This window comes from Pacificoceanicola algae (genome assembly GCF_049341065.1).
Taxonomy (GTDB): domain Bacteria; phylum Pseudomonadota; class Alphaproteobacteria; order Rhodobacterales; family Rhodobacteraceae; genus Pacificoceanicola.
Map to the genome: position 1 here is coordinate 147049 of NZ_JBMPIX010000009.1, position 24651 is coordinate 171699.

Below are 24651 nucleotides of genomic sequence, written 5' to 3' on the forward strand. Positions count from 1 at the left end.
ATGTTGCAACGCCACAAGCGGTTTTCGACCAGATGCAACCGCTGCGACGATGCGTCAGGCCAGCGCTGTTTCCGCGGATTTTGCAATGCGCAGAAGGCGTTCTTCGGCCATTGGCGGAGCCATCAGGCTTATGCCGCAGCTTGGCGTCCCCGTGGGCAGAGTGATCGCGCACCCGCCCATCAGGTTGCCAACGCGCGTGTTGCGCAGTGTGATCAGGTTTTCGGTGACATAATACTCGCCCTGCTCCATCAGCTTGTCGACTTTCGGGGCAAGGTTGGGGGCCGTTGGGCAGAGCACGGCATCAAAGCCAGCGGTCTTTTCAAGCCAAAGCGCGCGTACCTGTTCCAGTCTTTGCCAAGCGGCCACATAGTCGGCGCCATTGTGCGCGGCGCCCGCAGCAAAGCGCTCGCGGATCGGGGCGAACATCAACTGCGGCCGCGCCTCGATCGCCTTGCCCCATGTCGCCCAGGCTTCGGTGGTGTAAAGGATTGCGGCGTCGCCCATCGGCCCCACAAGTTCGGGGAAGTCAAAGGGGATCACCTCGGCGCCAGCAGCCTCAAGCCGCTTTATGGCCGAGGCATAGGCTTGCGCGGGAGCGTCTCGCAGATCGTCCATGACAATGGTTTGCAGGGCGGCAAAGCGGCGCCCCTTCAGGGGGCTGGGTCCGCGCAAGTCGATCGGCGGCCTCCCCTCCAAAGCGGCAAGCACCAGCGCCGCATCTTCGACCGTTTGGCACAGTGGGCCAACGGTATCAAACTTGGCCGCCAGGGGCACGACACCCTTACGGCTCAGACGGCCCGAGGTGGTTTTCAACCCGACAAGATCGTTCCAGACCGAGGGAATCCGCACCGATCCACCGGTGTCCGAGCCAATCGCCGCGGCCGCCAGCCCGAACGCCACCGAAGCCGCCGCCCCGGAAGACGATCCGCCCGCCACCGCTGCGTGGTCATTCACGCAAGGCGCGGTTTGCGTCACCGGGTTCAGACCCAACCCCGAAAAGGCCAGCTCCGACATATGGGTTTTGCCCAGACAGACAAGGCCAAGCGCCGTCGCGGTCCTGAGCACTTCGGCGTCCTGGCCCGGAATGCGCCCACGCAGCAGGTGCGACCCTGCCTCGGACACGGTGCCTGCCGTGTCGAAAAGATCCTTCCAACTGACCGGCACGCCATCCAAGGGCGACAGGCGCTGACCCGAGGCCGCGCGCACTTTGGCAGCCTCAGCCTCGGCCAAGGCGCGCTGCGGGGTCAGACGGGCATAGATGCGCGGCCCCAAGGGGTGGGCCCTGATCGCCGTCAGGAAATATTGGGTCAACTCGACGGGATCAATCGTACCTGCGGCGATGCCCCGGCCAAGTTCGGCTGCGCTCATCTGCGAATAATCGGTCATTACGGCCCCTCGTGTTTTGCCCTGACGGTAGCGGCAGCGGGGCGCATGGACAATCCCGATAAGGGGCGCATATTGCCACTCATGGAGAACGATCTGATCATCATCGGCGGCGGTCTGAACGGCCCCGCGCTTGCGCTGGCCGCCGCCAAGGCGGGTCTGAAAAGCACCGTCATCGACGCCCTGCCCGTCGCCACCCGCGAGGCAGGCGAATTCGATGGCCGCTCTTACGCTTTGGCGCTGTCGTCGCAGCGGATGCTGGCCGCGCTAGGACTGTGGAACGAGCTGGCGGATAACGCGCAACCGATGCAGGAAATCAAGGTTTCGGACGGGCGCGTCGGGGATGCCAAGGTGTTTCTCGGGCTGCACTTCGACAGCGCCGAGATCGAAGACGGCCCGATGGGCTATATGGTCGAGGACCGCTATCTTCGCCGCGCATTGCTGGCGGCCATGCAGGCCAATGACAAGATCACTCACCTGTCCGGTGAAACCGTTATCTCTCAGGAGGTTGACGCATATGGGGCGCGCGTTTCCCTAGCCTCGGGGGGCACCCTGTCCGGGCGCCTTCTGGTCGGCGCCGATGGCCGGAAAAGCGGCACCTGCGCACGTGCCGGGATCAAGCGCACCGGGTGGAGCTATGGTCAGACGGCACTGGTCTGCGCCATCGCCCATGAAAAACCCCACCACGGCATTGCGCATCAGTTGTTTCTGCCGCCCGGGCCTTTGGCGATCCTGCCTTTGACGGGCAATCGCAGTTCCATCGTCTGGAGTGAGAAAGACGCCCAGGCCCGCGCGATCAACGCCCTGCCCGAAGCGCAATATCTGGATGTCCTGCGCCCGCGCTTTGGCGATTTTCTGGGCGAGATCAGCCTTGCCGGAGGGCGCTACACCTATCCGCTGAACCTGACGCTGGCGAACGCCTTTGTGGCGGATCGCGTGGCGCTGGTGGGCGATGCGGCGCATGGGATGCATCCGATTGCCGGTCAGGGGTTGAACGCAGGGCTACGCGATGTGGCGGCGCTGGCCCATGTCATCACCCACGCGGTGCGGCGCGGCGAAGATTTCGCCAGCCCGCAGGTTCTGGCCCGCTACCAAAGCTGGCGGCGCTGGGACACGGCCTCGCTTGCGGCGGCGACCGATGTGTTCAACAGGCTTTTTTCCAACGACAACCCTTTGCTGCGCATGGGCCGCGATCTTGGTATGGCGCTGGTCAACGCCGCCCCCGGCCTGCGCCGCGATTTCATCCGCGAGGCGGCCGGTCTGACCGGAGAGCTTCCGGACCTGATGCGGAGTTAAGCCCCCTTCCCCCCTTCTGACCGGCGTGCCAAAAAGGCGCGAGTTGGATTTGGGAGGGGCAAAATGACCCAGAAATGTGCAATCGTCACCGGCGCCGCGCGCGGCATCGGCTTGGCCACGGCGGACCTGTTCCTTGAGATGGGATGGAAAGTCGCCATGGTCGACCGGGACCGCGAAGAACTGCTGAAAGTCGCGACAGAGCGCAAGGATGTGCTGGCCATCGTGCGGGATGTCTCGATCCCCGCGGACGTCGAACACATGGTCGCGGAAACCAAGGGCTGGGCCGGGCGGATCGACGCGTTGATAAACAACGCAGGCGTGGCGGAATTCGGACCGATTGGCGACTGCACCTTTCAGATGTGGCGCCGGGTCATGGAGACCAACCTTGACGGCGTCTTCCTGTGCTCGCAAGCCTGCACCGAGGCGCTGAAGGAAACTAGGGGTTCGATCGTCAATATCGCCTCGATCTCAGGGCTGCGCGCATCGACGTTGCGGGTGGCCTATGGCACCTCCAAGGCGGCGGTGATCCAGATGACCAAGCAATACGCGGCCGAACTGGGCGAATTCGGCATCCGCGTGAACTGCGTGGCGCCGGGGCCGGTGCGGACCAAACTGGCGATGGCGGTCCACTCGCAGGAAATCATCGACGCCTATCATGACGCCATCCCGCTGAACCGCTATGGCAGCGAACGCGAACTGGCCGAAGTGATCACCTTTCTTGCGTCGGACAAGGCGTCTTATGTCACAGGGCAAGTGATCGCAGCCGATGGCGGCTTTGAATCGACAGGCGTCGGCCTGCCAGCCCTGCGCAAGTAACGCATAACGCAAACGCCGCGCCCAGTTTCCCGGACGCGGCGTTTTTTTATGATTGGCGGGGACTAACCGCACTCAAGGCATCACTTGATGCGCTGACCATTGGCCAGAACGTGGCCCTGAGCGTTAACTTCGATGGTCGAGGTCGCCGTATCCGGCGCCGAACCCGGAACGGTGAACATCGACAGCATCATCCGCGCGCCCATGGCGTCCTGTTCGGTGATAAAGCCCATCTGGATCACCTTGTCGATCAGCCCGTTTGCTCCGGACACAGACAGGTTCAGCTTGCCCTCGGGACGCGGCATGCCGTCAAAGCTTTGAAGGTCGGAATTGTCGAAAGTAAATGCACCATCACCAGTGATCTTGCCGCCTGCGGCCTCGACGAGGAGGCTGTTCAGGGTCACTGCATTCAGTTCACCGGGGAGTTGTTCGCCAGATTCGACCTGAAGCATAGCCTCCTGGTCCATCAGGTTGACGAAAGGCGTCACCTTGGCCGTCAGATCCGCCGAAATCGTTGCCGGATCGCGCGGCAGTACAGCGCCCGGATCAAAGATGTTCCACAGCATTTCCGACGTCTTGAACCCGGCAAGCGTCATGCCCATCGAAGCATCCTGCGGCTCCTCCGAAGGTTTCAGCGGTACGGCAAAGCGAAACGATGTTTCCGCCATCTCGGCGTTGATCGGCAGAGGGATCGCCGGGCCAGCGATGGCCAGAACCATGTCGGTATTGCCGATTTCATAGCTCAGCTCTTCGCCCGAAACACCGAATTTGATGTGCCCCGAAGAAGTGCTCATCGTCCCATTCGTGGTGCCGTTTTCTGTCGCTGAGAATTCAACCTTGCTGCCGGAATGCGAAAGCTCGCCCGCGGTGGTCAGACCCGCTTCGAAGACTTTGGTCGGATCGGAATAATCCATGCCTTCGGGAAGCACGCTTTCGGAAGTCATCTCAACGCCGGACATCTTGACGTTGAATACGCCCCCGTCACTGCTTTCCGGATCGTTAAAGGCTGCATCGATGGTCAGATCGGTCGACGACATATTTTGCGACAAACTGCGCAAACCGCCCCGCAGGACACTATTGGTAGACCCTTCGAGTCCTGCAATGGTCATGGCAACACGTGCCATGTCGCGGGTGATCACATCCCCTTCGACGACCAGCTTGGACAAGACCATGCCGAGCGAATTCGCTGTGTAGGTATAGGTCATGTTCTCGGGCGCCCCCGAGACGATCATCTCAAGACCGTCGTGGGTGTAATCGAGGACCATATCCAGTTCGTCGCCTTCGATTTCCGAGGTAATGGCGATCGGCATCGTGGTCGGGAAACTCACGGACACCGTGCCGTCGCCGCGATCGGTCAGCGAAATCTGGTCCATGCCGAAGGTCACTGCGCCGTCGCTCTCGGGGATCGGCATCCCGATCACCACGTCGGACACTGTTAGCGTATCGCCGGACATTGCCTCGGTCCCGTCCACGGAATAGCCGAAGCCTTGCATATAGGTCCCAAGATCATCCCAGACCTGCTGGGGAGACACGTCTGCGAGCGCCGGGCCTGCCATGGCGCAAAAGGCCAGAGCCGAGACGGTTGTAAGTTGTTTCATGAATATCCTCATCGATAGCAACGAAATGTCTGCCTCAGTTTCTGCCCGCACGGCAACTGGGTCAAGGGACTGGATTCCATACTATGTACGCTTTACCTACAATGCGAGGGATCGCCGCGTCAGAAAGGGGCAAACCATGGATTTAGCTGGAAAAACTGTGTTGATTACAGGGGCAAGCCGGGGCATCGGCGCCGAGGCTGCGCGGATTTTCGCGGGTGCCGGGGCGAAAGTGGCGCTTGTCGCCCGCGGAGCCGATGCGATTGCGGAAATTGCCGGGGACATCGGCGCGCAGGCCGTGGCCATTCCCTGCGACATCGCCCGCTATTGGGAGATGGAGCAGGCCGTTGCAAATTGCATCAAGGCGCATGGATCGCTGGACATTCTCATCAACAACGCCGGGGTGATCGAACCGATTTCCCATATGGCCGAAGCTGACCCGGTTTCATGGGGTGAGGTGATCGACATCAATCTCAAAGGTGTCTTTCACGGCATGCGTGCCGCGCTTCCGGTGATGCTGGCGCAGGGCGGCGGGTCGATCCTGACGATTGGCTCGGGCGCGGCGCATGGCCCGGTCGAAGGCTGGTCGCATTATTGCAGCTCCAAAGCGGGGGCGCTGATGCTGACCAGGATGGCAGACAAGGAATACCGCGATCAGGGGATCCGCGCGATTTCCCTCTCGCCCGGCACCGTGGCGACCCAGATGCAGCGCGAGATCAAAGCCTCGGGGATCAATCCTGTGTCGCAGCTGGACTGGTCCGACCATGTGCCGCCCGAATGGCCCGCCAAAGCGCTGCTTTGGATGTGCGGTGCCGAGGCCGATGGCTATCTGGGCGACGAAGTTTCGCTGCGCGACGAAGGCATTCGGGCCAAGGTGGGTCTGGCGTGATTGAACTGACCAAGCAAGACGGCGGTCTGTGGATCGCCACGATCAACCGCCCCGAAAAGGCAAACTCTCTGACGCCGCAGATGCTCGAGGCACTCTGCGTGATCGCCGAGGACGCCCGCGAAGCGCGCGGGCTGGTGCTGACCGGTACGGGCAAGGTGTTTTCGGCGGGGGCCGATCTTGGGGCAGCCCGCGCCGGTTTGGCCACCTCACCGCTTTGGGAACGGCTGTCCGGTGCGATCGCGCGCCTTCCCGGCATCACCATATGCGCGCTCAACGGCACGGTGGCCGGTGGGGCTATGGGGATGTTTCTGGCCTGCGATCTGCGGATTTCTGCGCCAGAGGCCAAAATCTTTTACCCGGTGATGAAGCTGGGTTTTCTGCCGCAGCCGTCAGACCCGAAAAGGCTGGCTGCACTGGTCGGCACCAGCCGCGCCAAACGCATCCTGATGGCTGGAGAAAAGATCACCGTGCAGGAGGCTCAGACCTGGGGCTTGATTGACCGCGTGACCGACGGCGACCTGCTGGACGCCGCGCAGGAGCTGGCAGCGGACACCCTTGGCGCGAGCGCCGAACATGCTGCCGCGATCAAAAGGTTGATTGGCTAACCGGGTCGTAGTGGCGGGGAATGTCCCGCCCTACTCCTGACCAGACAGCTTGGCCAGCACGGTTTCCGGCGTGACCCGGCCAAGCGGCTGGCCATTTTCGACCACCAAAAGCGCCCCGTTGCCCAGCAGCGGAATCAAGTCGCGGATCGGCGTTTCGGCTTCGACTGTCGCGCCGCCCGCACCCGGTTCCATCACGTCGCGCGCCGTCAACACCCCGAGCGGATTCATATTGGCAACGAAATCGGCGACATATTCAGACGCCGGATTCGAAAAGATGTCACGCGGGGTGCCAAGTTGCACGATGCGTCCACCCTCCATGATGGCAATCCGGTTGCCGATCTTGAAGGCTTCGTCCAGATCATGGGATACAAAGATAATCGTGCGTTTCAGATCGCGCTGAAGATCCAGCAGTTCGTCCTGAAGGCGCGAACGGATCAGTGGATCAAGCGCGGAAAACGGCTCGTCCATGAGCAGGATCGGCGCATCGGTGGCAAAGGCGCGGGCAAGGCCGACGCGCTGCTGCATACCGCCCGAAAGCTCGCCAACTTTCCTTTCGCCCCAGCCCTCCAGTCCGACAAGACCCAACTGGCGTGCCACGGCGCTGCGGCGCTTGTCGACCGGCATGCCCGCCAGTTCCAACCCAAAGCCAACATTCTCGGCCACGGTCCGCCAAGGAAGCAGGCCGAATTGCTGAAAGACCATGCCGATGCGCGACTGCCGCAGCTTGCGCAACTGCGCCGAACCGCAATTGGTCACGTCCACCATCCGGCTGCCGTCGTTCACCGAAACCGAGCCGCGCACCACCGGGTTCAACCCGTTGACCGCGCGCAACAGCGTGGACTTGCCCGAACCGGACAGGCCCATGAGAACCAGAATTTCGCCCTCTTGCACCTCGAGCGAGCAATCGTGCACACCAAGCACCTGACCCGTGGCTTTCTGGATTTCCGGGCGGTCCTGCCCCTTGTCCGCCAAAGGCAGCGCCTTCTCCGGCGTGTCGCCGAAAATGATCGAGACATTGTCGAAGATTACAGCGCTCATTTGTCCCCCCAGCGCAGGGCGCGGTCCAGCATGATCGCGACGACGACAATGATCAGCCCCGCCTCGAACCCAAGCCCGGTATCGACGCGGTTCAGTGCCCGCACCACCGGGACGCCAAGACCATCGGCCCCAACCAGCGCAGCAATCACCACCATCGACAGCGACAGCATGATCGTCTGGTTCAGCCCTGCCATGATCTGCGGCAGCGCCGAAGGCAGCTCAACCTTCCACAGCTTTTGACTGGGCGTGGCCCCAAACGCGTCTGCGGCCTCGATCAGGGCCGTGGGCGTCGAGGAAATGCCAAGATGCGTCAGGCGGATCGGCGCGGGCACTACAAAGATCACCGTCGCGATCAGCCCCGGCACCATGCCGATGCCGAAAAAGACAATCGCCGGGATCAGGTAGACGAAGGTTGGCAAGGTCTGCATCAAGTCCAGAACCGGGCGCATCCAGGCGTAAAGCTTGGGCCGGTGCGCAACGGCGATGCCGATAGGCACTCCAATCCCCATGCAGACCACGCAGGCCGACAGAACCAGAGTGAGGCTTTCCGTGGTCTCTTCCCAATAGCCCTGATTGAGAATGAACAGAAAGCCGACGACGACCAGCGCGGGCACCTGCCAGCGGCGGTGCAGCGCCCAGGTCGCCAAAGCAAAGACCGCGATCACCACCAGCGGGTGCGGCGTTTGCAAGACCCACAAAATGCCGTCGATCAATGCCTCCATCGCAATGGCCATGCCGTCGAACACAAAGGCACCATGCTTTTGCAGCCAATCGAACATCGCCTCGGCAGCGTCGCCAATCGGAATTTTATGGTCGGTCAGCCAGTCCACCTGTCATCCTCGCATTGTTTTGATGAGCATGAGGGGTTTGCCGCCGATTGTGAAGCGGGTTTCAAGTAAGGCCGTTGCCGACATGGACCTACGGTGAGACTGTTGAGCCGAAAAGCAGGGAGACCGAACATGTCCGAGATCGTATTTTACACCAATCCCATGTCGCGTGGACGTATCGCGCGTTGGATGTTGGAGGAAGTCGGGGCGCCCTATCGCACGGTTGTACTGGAGTATGGGGCAGACATGAAATCGCCCGAGTATCTGGCGATAAATCCGATGGGAAAGGTTCCGACAATTGTGCATGGCGATGCGGTCGTCACCGAATGCGCTGCGATCTGCGCCTATCTGGCCGACGCCTTTCCCGAGGCCGGGATGGCACCACCGCCCACATCCCCGGAGCGCGGCGCTTATTACAGGTGGATGTTTTTTGGCGCAGGCCCTTTGGAAACAGCGGTGGTTACAAAGTCCTTTGGCTTCGACGTCCCGGACGATCCGCAGGCCAGACGCCGGGCCGGTTGGGGCAATTTCGACACGACCGTCTCGACCCTTGGCGGGCTGTTGTCCGACGGTCGAAGCTATCTTTTGGGGGACTCGTTTTCGGCGCTGGATGTTTATCTGGGCTCGCAGATCGCATGGGGCGTGCAGTTCGGAACCCTGCCTGCCCTGCCCGGCTTTGAGGAATACGCTGCGCGGATCATCGCCCGCCCAGCCGCAATACGCGCGCTGGAACTGGATGACCCTAAGTCCAGCTAAGACATCAAAGATCAAGGAAGTCGGCGGCAATACTGTTCAGCGCGGATGAATGCCTTTTCCGCTTGTCCCGAAGAACGGCGAGCCAATCCTGATGGAGCTGGCCCGCCGAAACGTCAGATGGGATCAGCCCTCGAGCGCGCCCATCACGGCAGCTTTGGCATCGCCGCCATCTTTGGTGGTCACGCCTTCAAGCCAGCCATCAAGTACGCCGGTGTTGGCCTTGAGCCATGTCTTGGCCGCATCCTGAGGGTCTTCGCCGTCATCAAGGATCGCGCCCATGATCTCGTTCTCCATGGCAAGGCTGAACTCGAGATTGTTCAGCAGCACGCCGACATTCGTGCACTCTGCCACATAGCCCGCACGGGTGTTGGTATAGACCGTCGCACCGCCCAGATTGGGACCGAAATAATCGTCGCCCCCGGTCAGGTACGTCAGATCGTAGTTGGCGTTCATCGGGTGCGGCTCCCATGCAAGGAAGACTACCGGTTCGTCGCGGCCATCGGCGCGGCCAACCTGCGCCAGCATCCCTTGCTCCGAAGATTCCTTGACCTCGAATCCCTTGAGGCCAAAAGCGTCAGCGTCGATCATGTCGATGATCAGGCGGTTGCCGTCGTTACCGGGTTCGATGCCATAGATGGTCTGGTCCAGCGCGTCGCCATGCTCGGCGATCTTGCTGAAATCGGTGATCCCCAGCGCCGCGCCTGCGGCATTGGTGGCCAGCGTGTACTTGGCCCCTTCAAGATTGGCGCGCACGGTGTCGACGGTGCCAGCCTCGCGGTAGGGCGCAATGTCGGCCTCCATCGTCGGCATCCAGTTGCCAAGGAAGACGTCGATATCGCCCTTGGCCATCGAGGTATAGGTCACCGGCACGGACAGCACCTTGATGTCGGTCTCATAGCCCAGCGCGTCCAGAACAACGGTGGTGGCCGCTGTCGTCGCTGTGATATCTGTCCAGCCCACGTCCGAAAAAGTGACTTCGTCGCAATTTGCATAGGCCGACGTGGCGATAGTCAGCGCAAGCGCTGACGTGGTGAAACGGATCATAAGAGTCTCCCTGTTTTTTTGATTTACGCGCATTAGAACGCCTAAACAGGTCACTTTGCAACCGGAACGCCGCACCGCGCCGCGCTTGCCCTCTCGCTCACAGTCAAAGCCTGTGCCATCATGCCCGAAACATCGCAAAAGGAGAGCAGCCATGGCCGATCTGGAGCAGCGTATCGCGCAGGGGCGCGGGGATGTGACGGCCGATATTGTTCTGCGCGGCGGGCGTCTGCTCGACCTGATCACCGGCGACTTGCTTGAGGGCGATGTGGCGATCTGCGGCGATACTATCGTCGGCACGCTGGACAGCTATGACGGAGCCGAAGTCATCGACGTCACGGGCCTAATCCTCGTGCCGGGATTCATCGACACCCATTTGCATATCGAAAGCTCGCTGGTCACTCCGTTCGAATTCGACCGCTGCGTAACCCCGCGCGGCGTGACCACCGCCATCTGTGATCCGCACGAAATCGCCAATGTGATCGGCGGCAAGGGGATCCTCTATTTTCAAGAGGCCTCGCGCCACACGTTGATGGACATCAAGGTGCAGCTGTCGTCCTGCGTGCCTTCAACCCACATGGAAACCGCAGGCGCCGAACTGCCCGCCGCCGATCTTGAGGCCTTGATGGGCCATCCGTCCGGGCTGGGGCTGGCAGAGTTCATGAATTACCCCGGCGTGATCCACCGCGATCCCGGCTGCATGGAGAAATTGGCGCTGTTCGAGGGCGGTCACATCGACGGCCATTGCCCACTGTTGTCGGGGCGCGATCTGAATGCCTATGTCGCCGCGGGCATCCGTACGGAACATGAGGCGACCTCGCCCGAAGAGGCCTTGGAAAAACTGCGCAAGGGGATGCGGGTGCTGATCCGCGAAGGCTCGGTCTCCAAGGATATGCATGCGCTGCGGCCGCTGCTGGATGACCGGACCAGCCCCTACATGTGCCTGTGCACCGACGACCGGAACCCGCTGGATATCGGCGAATACGGCCATCTGGATTACATGATCCGCGAGATGATCCGCCTTGGCACATCGCCGTTGGCGGCCTACCGCGCCGCGACGCTTTCGGCGGCCGAAGCCTTTGGCCTCAAGGATCGCGGAATGATTGCGCCGGGCAAGCGGGCGGATATTGTCGCGGTGGACAGCCTTGAGGGGTGCAACGCTCAACTGGTGCTGGCAGGCGGTGTGCAAGTCAGCGATGCAGCCTTTGCCGCGCGCGGATTTGTCGAGCCCGTAGGGCGGGGCTCGGTCATCGCACCCAGGCTTTCGGGGGCCAATTTCCGGACGACGGGCAACCGTGTGGATACGGATGTGATTGGCATACGTGAAGGGCAGATCCTCACCGATCACCTGCATGAAGACATCCCGATTGAGGACGGCGACAAACGCCCGGATGCGGCGCGCGATCTGGTGCGCATCGCCGTGGTCGAGCGGCACGGTAAGAACGGCAATATCGCCTGCGGCTTCGTAAGAGGTTTTGGGCTGAAGGCCGGGGCCATCGCCTCGACCGTCTGCCACGACCATCACAACATTGCCTGCGTAGGAATGGACTATGACGACATGGCCTTGGCCGCCAACCGTCTGGGCGAAGTCGAGGGCGGCTTTGTCGTGGCGCAAGGCGGAAAGGTGCTGGCTGAACTGGCCCTGCCAGTGGCCGGGCTGATGTCGCTGGAACCATTCGAGGTGGTGCGCGACAAACTGGTTAATTTGCGCGAAGCGGCCAAATCACTTGGCGTGACGTTGGAAGAACCGTTCCTGCAACTGGCCTTCCTTGCCCTGCCTGTCATCCCGGCGCTGAAGATTACCGACCGGGGCATGGTCGATGTGGTGACGTTCGAAATCATCTCCTGAGGACTGCGCCCATGTTACGGCCAGGACGCCTCCGGCGGGGGTATTTTTGACAAGATGAAGAATTGGGGGCGGGGACATCACCCCGCCCTGTCTCAAGCCTCAGAGGCGCGCCAAAAGCGCTGCCGTGGGCCAGGCATCGGCAGGCAGGCCCAGTTCCTTTTGCACCTCGCGAACCGCGTTGCGGGTGCCCGAGCCGAGAATGCCGTCAATCTCGCCCACATCAAAGCCGCGTACGGTCAGCTTTCGTTGCAGTTGCTTCATCTGTTCGCCCGCCAGACCCGGTTCGGGATTGCCGGCGTCATAGACCGGCGCACCTTCAAGGCGCGTGGCGAAATAGCCTGCGGTCAGGACGTAGGTAAAGCTCTGGTTCCACTCAAAGTAGACGCGGAAGTTGGGATAGGCGATAAACTTTGGCCCATTGCGCCCCTGCGGCAGGATGATCGAGGCAGGCAGACGCCCGTCGTCCAACTGGCCGTCCCGGGCTCGCACGCCAAGTTGTTCCCATTCGGCCACCGTTTTTTGGGTCTGCAATCCAGTCTGATACCAGTCGAAATCCTCAGGCAGGCGAATTTCCTGCAACCATGGTTCACCATGGCGCCATCCGAGGTGCGACAGCATCTTGGCCCCGGACATAAGCGCATCGGGCGCCGAGGTTTTCAGCATGACATGCCCGTCGCCGTCACCGTCGACACCGTTTTCAAGGATATCCTTGGGCAGCATCTGCACCATGCCGATTTCCCCGGCCCAGGCGCCGGTGGTGGTGGCCGGGTCAAAATCGCCGTGTTCATAAAGCGAAAGCGCGGCAAAAATCTGCGGACGAAAAATCTCGGGGCGGCGGCAATCGTGCGCCAGGGTGACGAGCGCGTTCAAAGTGTTGAAATCGCCCTGAAACGCGCCGTAATCCGTTTCAAAGGCCCAAAAAGCCAACAACACGCCGCGTGCGATACCATATTCCCGCTCGATCCGGTCAAAGACGGCGTCATAGCGCTCGGACATTTGCCGCCCTTTATCAAGACGGTTCTGGCTGATCAGCTTGCGCGAAAAGGTGATAAAGGGATCCTGAAAGATGCCTTGCCGCCCATCTGCCTTGAGCACATCCTGCGCTTGCCGCGCCGAGCCAAGAAACTGCCGCGCGGTCGATTCGCCATGCCCCTGCGCAACGGCCTCTTGAACCAAGCCATTGACAAAGCCCGAGAAACTTCCGCCACAGGGCACCTCTTGCGCCTGCACGGCGCCTGCCGCGGCCATCGCCGAGACCAAGCTGATTACCCGCATGTTACCTCCGATCCTTATGTTCGCGCTCACAGTAGCAGCCGCATATGCGGCGACAAGCTGGACATTAAGCGAAACCTCGCCCATGTTCACATTTCGTTCACGCACGTTACTGTTTCGTTAATTGTTTCTTCAGAGTTTTGATCACATGCTGACGCCACGCGAAACCAAGACTTTTTTAGAAGGCCTTGGGAAACAGGGGAGATTGAAGATGGTGCTGATTGTTGAAAGCAATCCAGCCCTTGCCTCGCTTTGGAAACGACATCTCGAGCGTATGGGTTGCCAGGTTCGGGTCGCCGAAGACGAAGATCGCGCTCTTGGACTACTGCGCGAAGTTGAATTTAGCGTTATTATTCTTGATCTTGTATTGGAAAAGGGCAGCGCGCTGTCGGTATCGGACTTTGCCAACTATCGCCAGCCCGAGGCTCGGGTGATCATCGTTACCAACACGAGCTTTTTCTCGGACGGGTCGATTTTCAGGCACTGCGCCAATGCCTGTGCCTTTGTGACCAGCGCGACGGCGCCGGATGACCTTGCCGCGATGGTCGAACATTACTCGGCGATGCGCGCCTAGGCTGCTTTCAAACCGTCACGCCCATGCGGCGCGCCGAAATCCGGCTCTGGCCCGATCGGAATGATCCGATACGGGTTAATGCTTTCGTGGCTATAGTGATAGTGCCGCACGATATGATCAAAATTCACCGTTTCGGCGACGCCCGGCCACTGATACAACTCGCGCAAGTACCCCCAAAGGTTGGGGTAATCGATGATACGCGCGCGGTTGCATTTGAAATGTCCGTGGTAAACCTTGTCAAAGCGGATCAGCGTGGTGAACAGACGCCAGTCGGCTTCGGTCAAACGCGCGCCCATCAGGTAACGACGCGACGCAAGCCGTTCTTCCAGCCAGTCCAGCGTGTCGAACAGCGGATGGACGGCGGCATCATAGGCTTCTTGCGTGGTGGCAAAGCCGCTTTTGTAAACGCCGTTGTTCAAGGTGTCGTAAATGCGGTCGTTCACAGGCCCGATCTCTTGGCGCAACGCCTCGGGCCAGTAGTCATCGCGATTGCCCGTCAGATCGTCGAAGGCCGAATTCAGCATGCGAATGATCTCGGCGCTTTCGTTTGACACGATCGTCTCACGCTTTTTGTCCCAGAGAACCGGCACGGTGACACGCCCCGTCACCTTGGGATCGGCCTTGATGTAGAGATCGCGGAGGAATGCCTGCCCGTACAACCGATCCCCGGTAGCGCCGTGGTCGTCACGCTCAAAGGTCCAGCCATCGTCCAGCATGTCCGGATGGACGGCGCTGACCTCGATCATATCTTCCAAGCCCTTGAGCTTCCGGAAGATCAGCGCGCGATGTGCCCAGGGACAGGCATAGCTGACGTATAGATGATAACGCCCGGCCTCGGCCTCAAATCCGCCCTCACCCGAAGGACCGGCCGACCCGTCCTTGGTTATCCAGTTGCGGAACGTCGAGGTCGCGCGTTTGAAGGCCCCGCCTTTGCTGAGGTCTGCAAGTGGCTGTTCATGCCATTCACCGTCAATAAGCTGACCCATGTCCTGTCTCCTTTTGCGATTACCTGTTCAGCTAACGCTTTGGGAGGCAGTTACAAAGGCCGCATGGCGCGCAAGCCTTGCGCAGATCCGCACAGTCCGCGCCTATCGGTTCATGAAGCTCTTGAAAATCCACAGCAAAAGCATCGCGCCAAGGATCGCTCCGACCAGTCCGGCAAAAAACCCCGTCAGCGCCAGCAGGAACCGCAGGATCAATCCGCCGATCAGCGCGCCACCGATGCCGACCCCGATGGTTTCAAGCGTGCCAAGCCGCAGGTTCATGAACCGCGTCGCCAGAAAACCGGCCGCGGCCCCGACGATGATAAGCCAGATAATTCCCATGGATCTAAATCCTTATTTCCGCCAATGCGTTGGAACAATAATCAGTGCGCCGATTGATGAAGCGATCGCGTTCAGCCCAGGCGATCCAAAGCCAAACCCGAACATCAACCGTACGAAATAGGCCAGAAAGGCGCCGCCGATACAGATGATGATGCTCTGCAAGATCCCGTTGTGGGTAAAGTTGGAACGCTCAGAGGCATAGCCAACAATTCCCGCAATGATCACGGTGCCCATGAGGGTCGGAAACATGGTTCAGCCTCCCAGCCTTGTGCCTTTGGGAACCGGATGCCCCCGCAGAAAAGTCTCGCTATCCTGTGCGCCTTTCCCGGCGCGCTGCGCCCGCGTAACCTGCACCGCGCCAGAACCGCAGGCAATGGTGAAAGCGTCGTCCAGCGCCGTGCCCGGGGTGCCCTGCCCTGCCGCAACGCTTGCGCCCAAAAGCTTCAGGCGCGCCTCGCCGTGCAGTGTCCAAGCCCCCGGGAAGGGCGACAGCCCGCGGATCTGGCGGCTGACCTGGTCGGCGGGGCGTGTCCAGTCGACTGCCGCCTCTGACTTGTCGATCTTGGCGGCATAGGTCACGCCTTCTTCGGGCTGCACCTCTGGCTCCAACGCGTCCAGCCGCGCCAGAGCCTGCACAATCAACCCCGCCCCCAAGGCGCTCAGCCGGTCATGCAAGGCGCCTGTCGTCTCTTCCTCGCCAATCATGATGGCTTCGCGCAGCAGGACAGGCCCGGTATCCAACCCGGCCTCCATCAGCATGATGCAGACGCCGGTTTCAGCATCTCCGGCCATGATCGCCCGATGAATCGGTGCCGCCCCGCGCCAGCGCGGCAACAAGGATGCGTGAATATTCAGGCACCCGCGCGCAGGCGCTTCCAGAACGGCCTTTGGCAGGATCAGGCCATAGGCCACCACAACCGCGACATCGGCGCCAAGCGCGGCAAACTCGTCCTGCGCAACCTTGTCTTTCAACGACACAGGGTGGCGCACCGGCAGGCCCAACACTTCGGCCCGCGCCTGAACAGCTGTCGGCCGATCTTTTTTTCCCCGACCAGCAGGGCGCGGCGGCTGGCAATAGACGCAGGCCACGTCGTGCCCTGCGTCGATCAGCGCGTCCAGAACCGGCACCGAAAACTCGGGGCTACCCATGAATACAACCCGCATCTTCACCGATCCCCTGTCTTCATGTTGTTTCAATTGCCTTGGCGCTTGGGGTTTGCCCCCAACGCCTTCGGACACCTAACTGGCTACCGCTGAAATTTCCGCGACTTTTTCACCAGCATATCGCGCTTCATCTTGCTTAGATGGTCGACGTAGAGCTTGCCGTCCAGATGATCGATCTGATGCTGCACCGAGGTGGCCCAGAGCCCGACAAAATCGCGCTCTACACTCTCGCCAGTCTCGTCCATGAACCGCACCGTGACAGCCCGAGGCCGCTTGATCACCGCCGAGACACCGGGCAGATTTGGGCTTGCTTCTTCGTGTTCGCGCAACTGCACCGAGGCATGCAGCACCTCCGGGTTCGCCATGCGCACGGCCTGTCCCCGCTCTTGCGAAGCATCCACCACCGCAAGCCGCAGCCCGACGCCAATTTGGGGCGCGCCAAGTCCGACGCCGGGCATCGCTTCCATCGTATCGATCATGTCCTGCCAGATCTCGCGGATCTCATCGGTGATCGCGTCCACTGGCATGGCAGGTCTGTGCAACCGTTTGTCCGAATAAGGAATGCAGGTTCGTACCACCATCACAGCGCCTCGTATTCGACCAGGATCGCGGCCCGCGCCTCGGGGCTCAACCTGTCGAAATGCATTAGCCCGTCGAGATGATCCAGTTCGTGCTGCGCGATGATCGCAGCCGCACCCGTCAGCGACATCGTGCACAAGGTTCCGGTCAGGTCAGTGTATTCCAAGGTGATCTCGGCGTGCCGCGCCACCTGCGCTTCGACGCCGGGCATCGACAGGCAGCCTTCGCCGCCCGTCACACGGTCATCTGTTGCCTTGGTGATGCGCGGATTCAGGCAGGCAAGAGGCGTCATGTCCCCTTCCTTCCATCCGGCATCCATCACGAACAGGCGCGCCATCACGCCAACCTGCGGCGCTGCGAGACCGCGGCCCGGGGCGGTGTACATGGTTTCGAACATGTCGGTGACCAGGGTCTCGATCTCGGCCACATCCTGAACCGGCGCGCAGGTTTGGCTCAGCCGCGCGTCCGGCCATTTCAGAATCGCCAGAACGCTCACGTCCGCGCCATCTCGCGCTTGAGCTTTTGCATCTTGCGGGTGATCATCTGACGACGAAGCGGTTTGAGATAGTCGATGAACAGCTTGCCATCCAGATGGTCGATCTCGTGCTGCACGCAGGTCGCCCAAAGGCCGCCGAAGGCTTCTTTGCGCAGATTGCCGTCGCGATCCAGCCATTCAACTTCGACCTCGGAGGGGCGTTCCACGTCCGCGTATTGATCCGGGATCGACAGGCAGCCTTCCTCGTAGACATTCTTTTCATCTGACGAGGCAAGGATTTTGGGGTTGAACATCACCAAGGGGCGCGGCGTCTCATTCTCGCCCTTGACGCAGTCGAGCACGATCAGACGGTCAAGCACACCGATCTGCGGCGCGGCAAGGCCAATGCCCGGCGCGGCATACATGGTTTCCAGCATGTCATCTGCCAGCTTGCGCAGGTCGTCCGAAATATCGACTACCGGCGCGCAAAGCTTCTTCAGACGCGGATCGGGATGGATAAGAATAGGCCGTTTCATGCGATTGATTTAGGCGCTTGGTCAAAGAATCGCAACTCTGTGAATGATGTGACCCAACGCACCTTTATTGGCCGCTTTTCACCGCCGGAAAAATCCCTGTGCTCGGCCCGGTTCTTGACGGGTCCCCGGCCCATGCAGCGGGCAACGACGTAGGGGCACCCAAATACTGTGCTTTTCTCTCTTGAACCCCGCGCCGCTTCGTCCGACGAATAGGGCCATCACCAGCAGGAGATCACGCATGAGCCGCTTTGACGAAGAGATCAACCGTTTCGGAACCCACTCCTCGAAGTGGGACACGATGGAGGCCATTTACAATGTGCCTGCAGCGGATGGTCTGGCCATGTGGGTCGCGGATATGGATTTTCGTCCGCCGGCCTGTGTACAAAAAGCCGTCGAGAACATGGCCGATCACGGGCTTTATGGCTATTTCGGGGATGACCGCGCCTATCTGGAGTCGATCCAGTGGTGGATGCGCGAACGCCACGGCTGGAGCGTCGAGTCCAAGTGGATTTTCACCACACACGGGTTGGTGAACGGAACGGCGATGTGCGTCGATGCCTTTACCGCGCCGGGCGACGGCGTGGTTCTGTTCACTCCGGTCTATCACGCCTTTGCCCGGGTCATCAAAGCCGCCGGGCGCCAAGTGGTCGAATGCCCGCTTGTGCAGCGCGAAGGCCGTTATGAGATGGATTTTGACGCCTACGACACCTTGATGACGGGAAATGAGCGGATGCTGGTGCTTTGCTCGCCGCACAATCCCGGTGGGCGGGTCTGGAGCCGGGCCGAACTGAAAGGCGTGGCCGCATTCGCCAAACGGCACGATCTGATTCTTGTCTCCGACGAGATTCACCACGATCTGATCATGCCGGGCCATACGCATATCCCCATGGCGGTGATCGACGACGATGTGGCTGAGCGCCTGGTGATGATGACGGCGACCACCAAGACCTTCAACATCGCGGGTGGACATACCGGAAATGTCATCATTCCAGATGACGATCTGCGCGCGCGCTTTGCCACGAGGATGGCGGCGCTGGGTCTGTCACCGAATGCCTTTGGCTTGCACATGGCGACGGCAGCCTATTCGCCCGAAGGTGCGGCATGGGTCGATGAACTGGTGGTCTATCTGGACGGCAACCGCCGGCTGCTGGACGAAGCGATTGCCACGATCCCCGGTGTCGCCTCGATGCCGATGGAAGCGACCTATCTGGCATGGGTTGATTTTGCTGGCACCGGAATGACTCGCGAGGAATTCACCGGACGGGTCGAGCAAGATGCGCATATCGCCGCCAACCACGGACCGACTTTTGGCACAGGCGGCGAGACGTTTCTGCGGTTCAACTTTGCAACGCCCCGCGCCCGCGTCATCGAAGCCGGCGAGCGGTTGCAACGCGCCTTTGCCGACCTTCAATAACGGCTGCGGCGAGGGGCGCGCGTCCGCCGGGATAAGTGTGACAAGATCGGGGCCTGTCGGCGCTTGGTCTATTGCCGCGGCGGCCTTGGCTTGTAGACGGGCAGCCGCCAGCCAAAGGCGATGGACCCCGCACGCAGGGCAAAGGTCGTCGCCGCAGCGATGAGCGCGGCAAGGCTTGGGGCCAGAAAGGCGGCGTTGGCGATGGCAAGGGCCGCCGAACCGGCAAGCGCGCAGGTGACATAGAGTTCGCCCTGTTTCAGCACCAGTGGGACTTCGTTGGCGACCACATCGCGCATCAGCCCGCCGGCGCAGCCCGTAGTGATCCCCATGACAAGGATGATCGGGGCCGGATGCCCAAGGTTTTGCGATATCCCGGCGCCCGCTGCCACCGCGACGCCAAGGGCAGCCGCGTCAAGCCAGAGGATCGCCCGGTAGCGGCTTTCCAACAAATGCGCTGTGAAAAAGACCAGCGCCGCCGCTGTACAAGTCACTGCCAGATAGGCCGGGTCAGCGATCCAGATCGGGGTGCGGTCCAGCAGCAAATCGCGCAGGGTGCCGCCGCCAAGTCCCGTGAGGCTGGCAAGAAAGGCAAAGCCCACAATGTCCAACTGCGCCCGCGAGGCGACCAAAGCGCCGGTCAGAGCAAACACCAGAACCGAGGTGTAGTCGAGCAGGCTGAGCAGGGTCATGCCCCGGCTTTGCCCGGTTTGAACGGTTCCATTCCGGCGCGGGCAAGTTCATCCGCACGTTCGTTTTCCGGATGGCCCGCGTGGCCCTTGACCCATTCCCATGTCACTTGATGACGCGCCTGCGCTTCGTCCAGCCTCTGCCAAAGTTCGACGTTCTTGACCGGCTTTTTGTTCGAGGTCTTCCAGCCATTGCGTTTCCAGCCGTGAATCCAGCCGGTCACACCGTTTTTGACATAGGCACTGTCAGTCACCACTGTGATCACCGAAGGGCGCGAGAGGCTTTCCAGCGCGTGGATCGACGCCAAAAGCTCCATCCGGTTGTTGGTGGTCAGGGCCTCTCCGCCCTTCAATTCGCGCTCTTTGACAATTTTGTCGCCATCCATGGCGCGCAGCAGAGCGCCCCAGCCGCCCGGGCCGGGATTTCCAGAGCACGCTCCGTCGGTATATGCAAAAAGCTCAGCCATAGGCGGTGACCGATATCCAAGCCGCAAGGGCGCCGTCAAGGCCTCTATCCTCGCCGCGTTGAAATGGACCGGGGGTCAGGTCGACGTCGTTCAGAAGCAGGGTCAAGTCTGCCTCCGAGTAATATGTGTAGAGGCGGCCAAGCCTGTCACGCGTGCTGCCAGAGCCCTCCTTGACCGCGATGTGGAACCGCCCGCCGGGGCGCAGGATGCGGGCGATTTCAGCAAGATGGCGCGGCATGGCTTTGCGCGAGGCATGAAGCAAGGAAAAATTGGCCCAGACGGCGTCAAAGCTGTCCGCAGCGACGTCGGGAAGGTCATCAAAGCTGGCCTGCCGCGCTGAAACACCCGGACGAGCAGCGGTAATTTCGACCATCTTGGATGAGGCATCCCATGCTTCGGGGCACAGGCCCGCCTTGGCCATATGTCCGGCGGCAGCACCGGGGCCGCAGCCCAGATCAAGCACTTTGGCCCCTTGCGGCAAGCCTTCGATAAAGGCGCTGAGTGTGGCGTCCGGTGCGCCCGTGTCGGTGATCTGCGCGTAATCGTCAGCGCGCCGGTTGTAGACATCTATCGTGACTGGATCGCTCATGGCTTGCTTTCTCGGGATTTGGGGCGGTCCAAGACATGATCGCAGGTTCTGCGCAATCTCGCATCAATAGTCGCGACGGCTGCAGCTCAACCACTTTCAGGCTGGTTCGCGCAGCACCCGGGGGACTTTGAACTCGACATTTTCCTGCGCCGTCTCGACCAGTTCTACCGTCACATCGTACCGCGCGCGGAAAGCGTCGATGACTTCGTCGATCAACACTTCGGGCGCGCTGGCGCCTGCCGTGATGCCGACCGAGGCGATACCGTCCAACGCGCGCCAGTCGATCTCGGTGGCCCGCTGGACCAGTTGCGCATAGCTGCAGCCTTCTTTGCTGGCCACTTCGACCAGACGGCGGGAATTCGACGAATTCGGCGCCCCGACCACCAGCAGCGCATCGCAGCGCGGCGCGATGACCTTGACCGCCTCCTGGCGGTTGGTGGTGGCGTAGCAGATGTCTTCCTTATGCGGCCCGACGATCGCCGGAAACCGCGCCTTGAGTGCCGCGACGATCTCAACCGTATCATCGACGGACAGCGTGGTTTGGGTGACAAAGGCGAGCCTTTGCGGATCGCGAACCTCAACAAGCGCCACGTCAGCAGGCGTTTCGACTAGCAGGACCTCGCCTTCAGGCAGCTGGCCCATGGTGCCAATGGTCTCGGGGTGGCCAGCGTGGCCGATCATGATCATCTGAAGACCATTTTCGGAATGCCGCGCGGCTTCGATATGGACCTTTGAGACCAGCGGGCAGGTGGCATCGACATAGATCATCTCGCGCTGCGCCGCTGCCGCGGGGACGGATTTCGGCACCCCATGGGCGGAAAAGATCACCGGGCGGTCATCCGGGCATTCATCCAGTTCCTCGACAAAGACCGCCCCCTTGGCGCGCAGATCATCGACCACAAATTTGTTGTGCACGATCTCGTGCCGCACATAGACTGGCGCGCCCCATTTTTGCAGCGCCATTTCGACAATCTTGATGGCGCGGTCGACCCCGGCGCAAAATCCGCGCGGGGCAGCAAGATAAAGGGTCAGGGGCTGTAAAGTCATGGCGCGTCTCCTTGACTTGGAGGTAATGCCTGAGCGCGCGCAGGTCCAGCCCCGGATCACCGCGCTGTGACTTGCCTTCCGGCGCGGGAAGCATACCAGTCTGATGACCGCGAAACAGGGAGAGACCATGAGACATACAACCTTTGCGGTGCTTTTGGCCGCTGGCGGCATGACCGCTTTCGTCCCGGGCGAGATTCAGGCGCAGATGGCCACTGGGACGTCGCCGGGAATCCTGCCCTATTCGGATGCGAAGCGGGTCGCCAATGGCCAGCAGATCTATGATGCCAATTGCGCCGCTTGCCACGGAGCGGACTTGCAGGGCCAACCTGACTGGCGCGTGGCCGACCAAGATGGCTTTCTGCCAGCCCCGCCGCATGACGAAACCGGGCATACCTGGCACCATGACGACATACTGCTGTTCCGGATCGTTGCGTTGGGAACCGAAGCAGTGGTCGGTGGCTCGTACAAATCCAACATGATGGGATTTCAGGACATATTGACCGAAGATCAAGTGCTGGACGTTCTGGCCTATATCAAAAGCACATGGCCCGAGGATGTGATCGAGGTCCACAACGAGATCAACGCGCGGGCACAGATTTTCGGCCAATAACGCGATCAAGATGCAAGAAGACCGCCCATAAGGACGGCCTTCTTTTCTGTCGCTGTCGCAAGTAAATGCTGTCGGGCCATCGTCCCCACGGCAACCCGACGGCATTACTTGTTGGCGGCAACCTCGAAACTGCGTTCCATTGGCACGTCCCGCGGCGGGCGGCCAATGACATCGCGCAGCTCATCCAGTTCGATGAAATTGTCGGCTTGGCGACGCAGTTCATCGGCGATCATCGGAGGCTGACTACGGATGGTCGACACAACCGAAACGCGAACGCCCTGACGCTGAAGTGATTCGCACAAAGGCCGGAAATCACCGTCTCCAGAGAACAGGACAATATGGTCGACGCGCGGTGCGAGCTCCATCGCATCGACGGTAAGTTCGATGTCCATGTTGCCTTTGACCTTCCGGCGCCCTTGGCTGTCGGTGTATTCCTTGGCCGGTTTGGTGACCATGGTAAACCCGTTGTAATTCAGCCAATCCACCAGAGGCCGGATCGGAGAATATTCGTCATTCTCCAACAAAGCCGTGTAGTAGAAGGCTCTTACCATCTTGCCACGACGCGCGAACTCCTGACGCAGGAGCTTGTAGTCAATGTCAAATCCGAGTGCTTTGGCGGCTGCATACAGATTCGAGCCGTCGATGAACAGCGCGAGCCGTTCGTCTTTGTAAAACATAAAATGTCCTTCCGCAAAAATGGTCCGCTAGTATTCCGTGAGTGTAAAATCGGAAGCAGACCGGTTATTAAATTAAAGAAATTTGCTTTGTGTTCAAGGCTAATAGCACCCCCATAAGGATAGTATGACTCACACTTTAGCACAAAAAATCGTAATTGCGTTAGGCTCTAACCTCGGGTCAAGCAAAGGTGACCCTACGGAAACAATAGCGGCGGCACTGCCGGAATTGTTCAAGGCCGGGCTACAATTGCGCCGGGTGAGCCGGTTTTTCGCAACCCCTTGCTTTCCGGCGGGAATTGGCCCGGACTATGTCAATGCCTGCGCCATTCTGGAGGGCCCTGCAGACCCTGCCCAGATCTTGAAGATATTGCACAAAATCGAGGCGGATTTTGATAGGGAACGCAATATGCGGTGGGGCAGTCGGACATTGGACTTGGATCTCCTCGCTATCGGCGATCTTGCGCTGCCCGATAGGCGGACCTTCGCCCAATGGCACGATTTACCGCTCGATCAGCAAAGCACGACAACCCCGGATCAACTGATCTTGCCGCACCCGCGCCTGCACGAGCGCGCCTTTGTTCTGGTGCCCTTGTGCGATATCGCCCCGGACTGGACACATCCAGTTCTTGGCAAAACGGCAAGACAACTCTGCGCGGATCTGCCCAGCGATTTAAAGCGCGATGTCGTCGCTTTGTGATCAATTCCACCTTGTCAAGCGTTTTGGCACGGGTTAAACGACCATCTTCTGACGGCCCCAAGATATAGGAGCGCCAAATGGCCCGCGTTACAGTAGAAGATTGCGTCGACAAGGTTCCCAACCGGTTTGAACTGGTGATGCTTGCGGCACACCGTGCCCGCGAAATCTCCGCCGGAGCCGCGATCACCGTGGACCGCGACAACGACAAGAACCCCGTCGTGTCGCTGCGCGAAATCGCCGAGGAAACCCAGTCCGCTGATGAGCTGCGCGAGCGCCTGATCGAGTCGAACCAGACCCAGATCGAGGTCGACGAGCCTGAAGACGACGCCATGGCGTTGTTGATGGGCGCCGAGCAGGACAAGCCTCAGGAAGATGACATGTCCGAAGAAAAGCTTTTGCGCGCGCTCATGGAGGCGCAAGGTCAGGGCTGATAACCGGAAGGTTGTA

General features: G+C 60.7%; 29 protein-coding genes. 11 read left to right on the forward strand and 18 right to left on the reverse strand.

Translation table 11 applies throughout. From position 1 onward, the window contains the following. Positions 1–54: 54 nt before the first annotated feature. Positions 55–1386 carry an amidase gene (locus ACOYQJ_RS14900; protein ID WP_422906823.1) on the reverse strand — a complete coding sequence of 444 codons (1332 nt, stop codon included), beginning with the start codon at positions 1384–1386 and terminating at the stop codon, positions 55–57. 45 nt (positions 1387–1431) lie between these two features. Here ACOYQJ_RS14900 and ACOYQJ_RS14905 point away from each other — a divergent pair, with 45 nt between their 5' ends. Together ACOYQJ_RS14905 and ACOYQJ_RS14910 are read left to right on the forward strand one after the other, a co-directional pair. Continuing rightward, positions 1432–2679, forward strand: a complete 1248-nt coding sequence (locus ACOYQJ_RS14905; protein ID WP_422906824.1) for a UbiH/UbiF/VisC/COQ6 family ubiquinone biosynthesis hydroxylase — start codon at positions 1432–1434, stop codon at positions 2677–2679. Between the two features lie 63 nt (positions 2680–2742). Then, the gene (locus tag ACOYQJ_RS14910; protein WP_422906825.1) at positions 2743–3495 is read left to right on the forward strand and encodes an SDR family NAD(P)-dependent oxidoreductase; all 753 of its coding nucleotides are present in this window, start codon (positions 2743–2745) and stop codon (positions 3493–3495) included. A gap of 80 nt (positions 3496–3575) precedes the next feature. On the opposite strand, the gene ACOYQJ_RS14915 is transcribed toward ACOYQJ_RS14910, so the two are convergent. Further along, positions 3576–5090: a DUF2125 domain-containing protein gene (locus ACOYQJ_RS14915; RefSeq protein ID WP_422906826.1), complete on the reverse strand. Its 1515-nt coding sequence runs from the start codon at positions 5088–5090 to the stop codon at positions 3576–3578. Between the two features lie 136 nt (positions 5091–5226). Between ACOYQJ_RS14915 and ACOYQJ_RS14920 the strand changes: the two genes are divergently transcribed. Both ACOYQJ_RS14920 and ACOYQJ_RS14925 read left to right on the forward strand, forming a co-directional pair. Further along, the gene (locus ACOYQJ_RS14920) at positions 5227–5976 is read left to right on the forward strand and encodes an SDR family oxidoreductase (protein ID WP_422906827.1); all 750 of its coding nucleotides are present in this window, start codon (positions 5227–5229) and stop codon (positions 5974–5976) included. Beyond that, positions 5973–6581: an enoyl-CoA hydratase/isomerase family protein gene (locus ACOYQJ_RS14925; RefSeq protein ID WP_422906828.1), complete on the forward strand. Its 609-nt coding sequence runs from the start codon at positions 5973–5975 to the stop codon at positions 6579–6581. Before ACOYQJ_RS14920 ends, ACOYQJ_RS14925 begins: the two co-directional genes overlap by 4 nt. 30 nt (positions 6582–6611) lie before the next feature. Here ACOYQJ_RS14925 and choV read toward each other — a convergent pair whose 3' ends face one another. Then, entirely contained in the window at positions 6612–7619 is a 1008-nt protein-coding gene (gene choV, locus ACOYQJ_RS14930; RefSeq protein ID WP_422906829.1) for a choline ABC transporter ATP-binding protein, read from the reverse strand. Further along, on the reverse strand, positions 7616–8449 hold the full coding sequence (gene choW, locus ACOYQJ_RS14935) for a choline ABC transporter permease subunit (protein ID WP_422906830.1): 834 nt from the start codon (positions 8447–8449) through the stop codon (positions 7616–7618). The genes choV and choW overlap by 4 nt, the downstream gene beginning before the upstream one ends. A 129-nt stretch (positions 8450–8578) precedes the next feature. On the opposite strand from choW, the gene ACOYQJ_RS14940 reads away from it, so the two are divergent. Continuing rightward, the gene (locus tag ACOYQJ_RS14940) at positions 8579–9202 is read left to right on the forward strand and encodes a glutathione S-transferase family protein (protein ID WP_422906831.1); all 624 of its coding nucleotides are present in this window, start codon (positions 8579–8581) and stop codon (positions 9200–9202) included. 123 nt (positions 9203–9325) lie between these two features. Here ACOYQJ_RS14940 and choX read toward each other — a convergent pair whose 3' ends face one another. Continuing rightward, a complete protein-coding gene (choX, locus tag ACOYQJ_RS14945) occupies positions 9326–10246 on the reverse strand; it encodes a choline ABC transporter substrate-binding protein (protein ID WP_422906832.1) in 921 nt (306 codons plus the stop codon). A gap of 151 nt (positions 10247–10397) precedes the next feature. Here choX and ade point away from each other — a divergent pair, with 151 nt between their 5' ends. After that, on the forward strand, positions 10398–12092 hold the full coding sequence (ade, locus tag ACOYQJ_RS14950; protein ID WP_422906833.1) for an adenine deaminase: 1695 nt from the start codon (positions 10398–10400) through the stop codon (positions 12090–12092). A gap of 99 nt (positions 12093–12191) precedes the next feature. On the opposite strand, the gene ACOYQJ_RS14955 is transcribed toward ade, so the two are convergent. Beyond that, positions 12192–13367 (reverse strand): lytic murein transglycosylase, encoded by a 1176-nt coding sequence (locus ACOYQJ_RS14955; RefSeq protein ID WP_422906834.1) that lies wholly within the window; start codon positions 13365–13367, stop codon positions 12192–12194. 208 nt (positions 13368–13575) lie between these two features. Here ACOYQJ_RS14955 and ACOYQJ_RS14960 point away from each other — a divergent pair, with 208 nt between their 5' ends. Next, a complete protein-coding gene (locus ACOYQJ_RS14960; protein ID WP_422906835.1) occupies positions 13576–13938 on the forward strand; it encodes a response regulator transcription factor in 363 nt (120 codons plus the stop codon). Here the strand turns inward: ACOYQJ_RS14960 and ACOYQJ_RS14965 are convergent. From ACOYQJ_RS14965 to def (ACOYQJ_RS14995), 7 genes are all read right to left on the reverse strand, one after another. Beyond that, positions 13935–14924 (reverse strand): glutathione S-transferase family protein, encoded by a 990-nt coding sequence (locus ACOYQJ_RS14965; RefSeq protein ID WP_422906836.1) that lies wholly within the window; start codon positions 14922–14924, stop codon positions 13935–13937. The genes ACOYQJ_RS14960 and ACOYQJ_RS14965 overlap by 4 nt on opposite strands. A 102-nt stretch (positions 14925–15026) precedes the next feature. Next, positions 15027–15263, reverse strand: a complete 237-nt coding sequence (locus ACOYQJ_RS14970; RefSeq protein ID WP_422906837.1) for a GlsB/YeaQ/YmgE family stress response membrane protein — start codon at positions 15261–15263, stop codon at positions 15027–15029. Between the two features lie 12 nt (positions 15264–15275). Beyond that, positions 15276–15512: a hypothetical protein gene (locus ACOYQJ_RS14975; RefSeq protein WP_422906838.1), complete on the reverse strand. Its 237-nt coding sequence runs from the start codon at positions 15510–15512 to the stop codon at positions 15276–15278. Between the two features lie 3 nt (positions 15513–15515). Beyond that, positions 15516–16427, reverse strand: coding sequence for a methionyl-tRNA formyltransferase (gene fmt / locus ACOYQJ_RS14980; RefSeq protein ID WP_422906839.1), 912 nt, complete (start codon positions 16425–16427; stop codon positions 15516–15518). A gap of 83 nt (positions 16428–16510) precedes the next feature. Continuing rightward, positions 16511–17008, reverse strand: a complete 498-nt coding sequence (gene def, locus ACOYQJ_RS14985; protein ID WP_422906840.1) for a peptide deformylase — start codon at positions 17006–17008, stop codon at positions 16511–16513. Next, the gene (gene def, locus ACOYQJ_RS14990) at positions 17008–17502 is read right to left on the reverse strand and encodes a peptide deformylase (protein WP_422906841.1); all 495 of its coding nucleotides are present in this window, start codon (positions 17500–17502) and stop codon (positions 17008–17010) included. Before def (ACOYQJ_RS14990) ends, def (ACOYQJ_RS14985) begins: the two co-directional genes overlap by 1 nt. Further along, a complete protein-coding gene (gene def / locus ACOYQJ_RS14995) occupies positions 17499–18017 on the reverse strand; it encodes a peptide deformylase (RefSeq protein ID WP_422906842.1) in 519 nt (172 codons plus the stop codon). The genes def (ACOYQJ_RS14990) and def (ACOYQJ_RS14995) overlap by 4 nt, the downstream gene beginning before the upstream one ends. 238 nt (positions 18018–18255) lie before the next feature. Here def (ACOYQJ_RS14995) and ACOYQJ_RS15000 point away from each other — a divergent pair, with 238 nt between their 5' ends. Beyond that, positions 18256–19431 (forward strand): MalY/PatB family protein, encoded by a 1176-nt coding sequence (locus ACOYQJ_RS15000; RefSeq protein ID WP_422906843.1) that lies wholly within the window; start codon positions 18256–18258, stop codon positions 19429–19431. Between the two features lie 68 nt (positions 19432–19499). Here ACOYQJ_RS15000 and ACOYQJ_RS15005 read toward each other — a convergent pair whose 3' ends face one another. The 4 genes from ACOYQJ_RS15005 to ispH form a co-directional block, all read right to left on the reverse strand. Continuing rightward, entirely contained in the window at positions 19500–20120 is a 621-nt protein-coding gene (locus ACOYQJ_RS15005; RefSeq protein ID WP_422906844.1) for a trimeric intracellular cation channel family protein, read from the reverse strand. Further along, the gene (gene rnhA / locus ACOYQJ_RS15010) at positions 20117–20584 is read right to left on the reverse strand and encodes a ribonuclease HI (protein ID WP_422906845.1); all 468 of its coding nucleotides are present in this window, start codon (positions 20582–20584) and stop codon (positions 20117–20119) included. The genes ACOYQJ_RS15005 and rnhA overlap by 4 nt, the downstream gene beginning before the upstream one ends. After that, positions 20577–21173, reverse strand: coding sequence for a class I SAM-dependent methyltransferase (locus tag ACOYQJ_RS15015; RefSeq protein WP_422906846.1), 597 nt, complete (start codon positions 21171–21173; stop codon positions 20577–20579). Before ACOYQJ_RS15015 ends, rnhA begins: the two co-directional genes overlap by 8 nt. A gap of 96 nt (positions 21174–21269) precedes the next feature. Then, a complete protein-coding gene (ispH, locus tag ACOYQJ_RS15020) occupies positions 21270–22220 on the reverse strand; it encodes a 4-hydroxy-3-methylbut-2-enyl diphosphate reductase (protein WP_422906847.1) in 951 nt (316 codons plus the stop codon). Between the two features lie 127 nt (positions 22221–22347). Between ispH and ACOYQJ_RS15025 the strand changes: the two genes are divergently transcribed. Next, entirely contained in the window at positions 22348–22830 is a 483-nt protein-coding gene (locus ACOYQJ_RS15025) for a c-type cytochrome (protein WP_422906848.1), read from the forward strand. Positions 22831–22934: 104 nt separating this feature from the next. Here the strand turns inward: ACOYQJ_RS15025 and ACOYQJ_RS15030 are convergent, their stop codons facing one another. Further along, entirely contained in the window at positions 22935–23507 is a 573-nt protein-coding gene (locus ACOYQJ_RS15030; RefSeq protein ID WP_422906849.1) for a LabA-like NYN domain-containing protein, read from the reverse strand. A gap of 124 nt (positions 23508–23631) precedes the next feature. Between ACOYQJ_RS15030 and folK the strand changes: the two genes are divergently transcribed. Beyond that, on the forward strand, positions 23632–24204 hold the full coding sequence (gene folK / locus ACOYQJ_RS15035) for a 2-amino-4-hydroxy-6-hydroxymethyldihydropteridine diphosphokinase (RefSeq protein WP_422906850.1): 573 nt from the start codon (positions 23632–23634) through the stop codon (positions 24202–24204). A gap of 77 nt (positions 24205–24281) precedes the next feature. Next, a complete protein-coding gene (gene rpoZ, locus ACOYQJ_RS15040) occupies positions 24282–24635 on the forward strand; it encodes a DNA-directed RNA polymerase subunit omega (RefSeq protein ID WP_422906851.1) in 354 nt (117 codons plus the stop codon). Positions 24636–24651 lie beyond the last annotated feature (16 nt).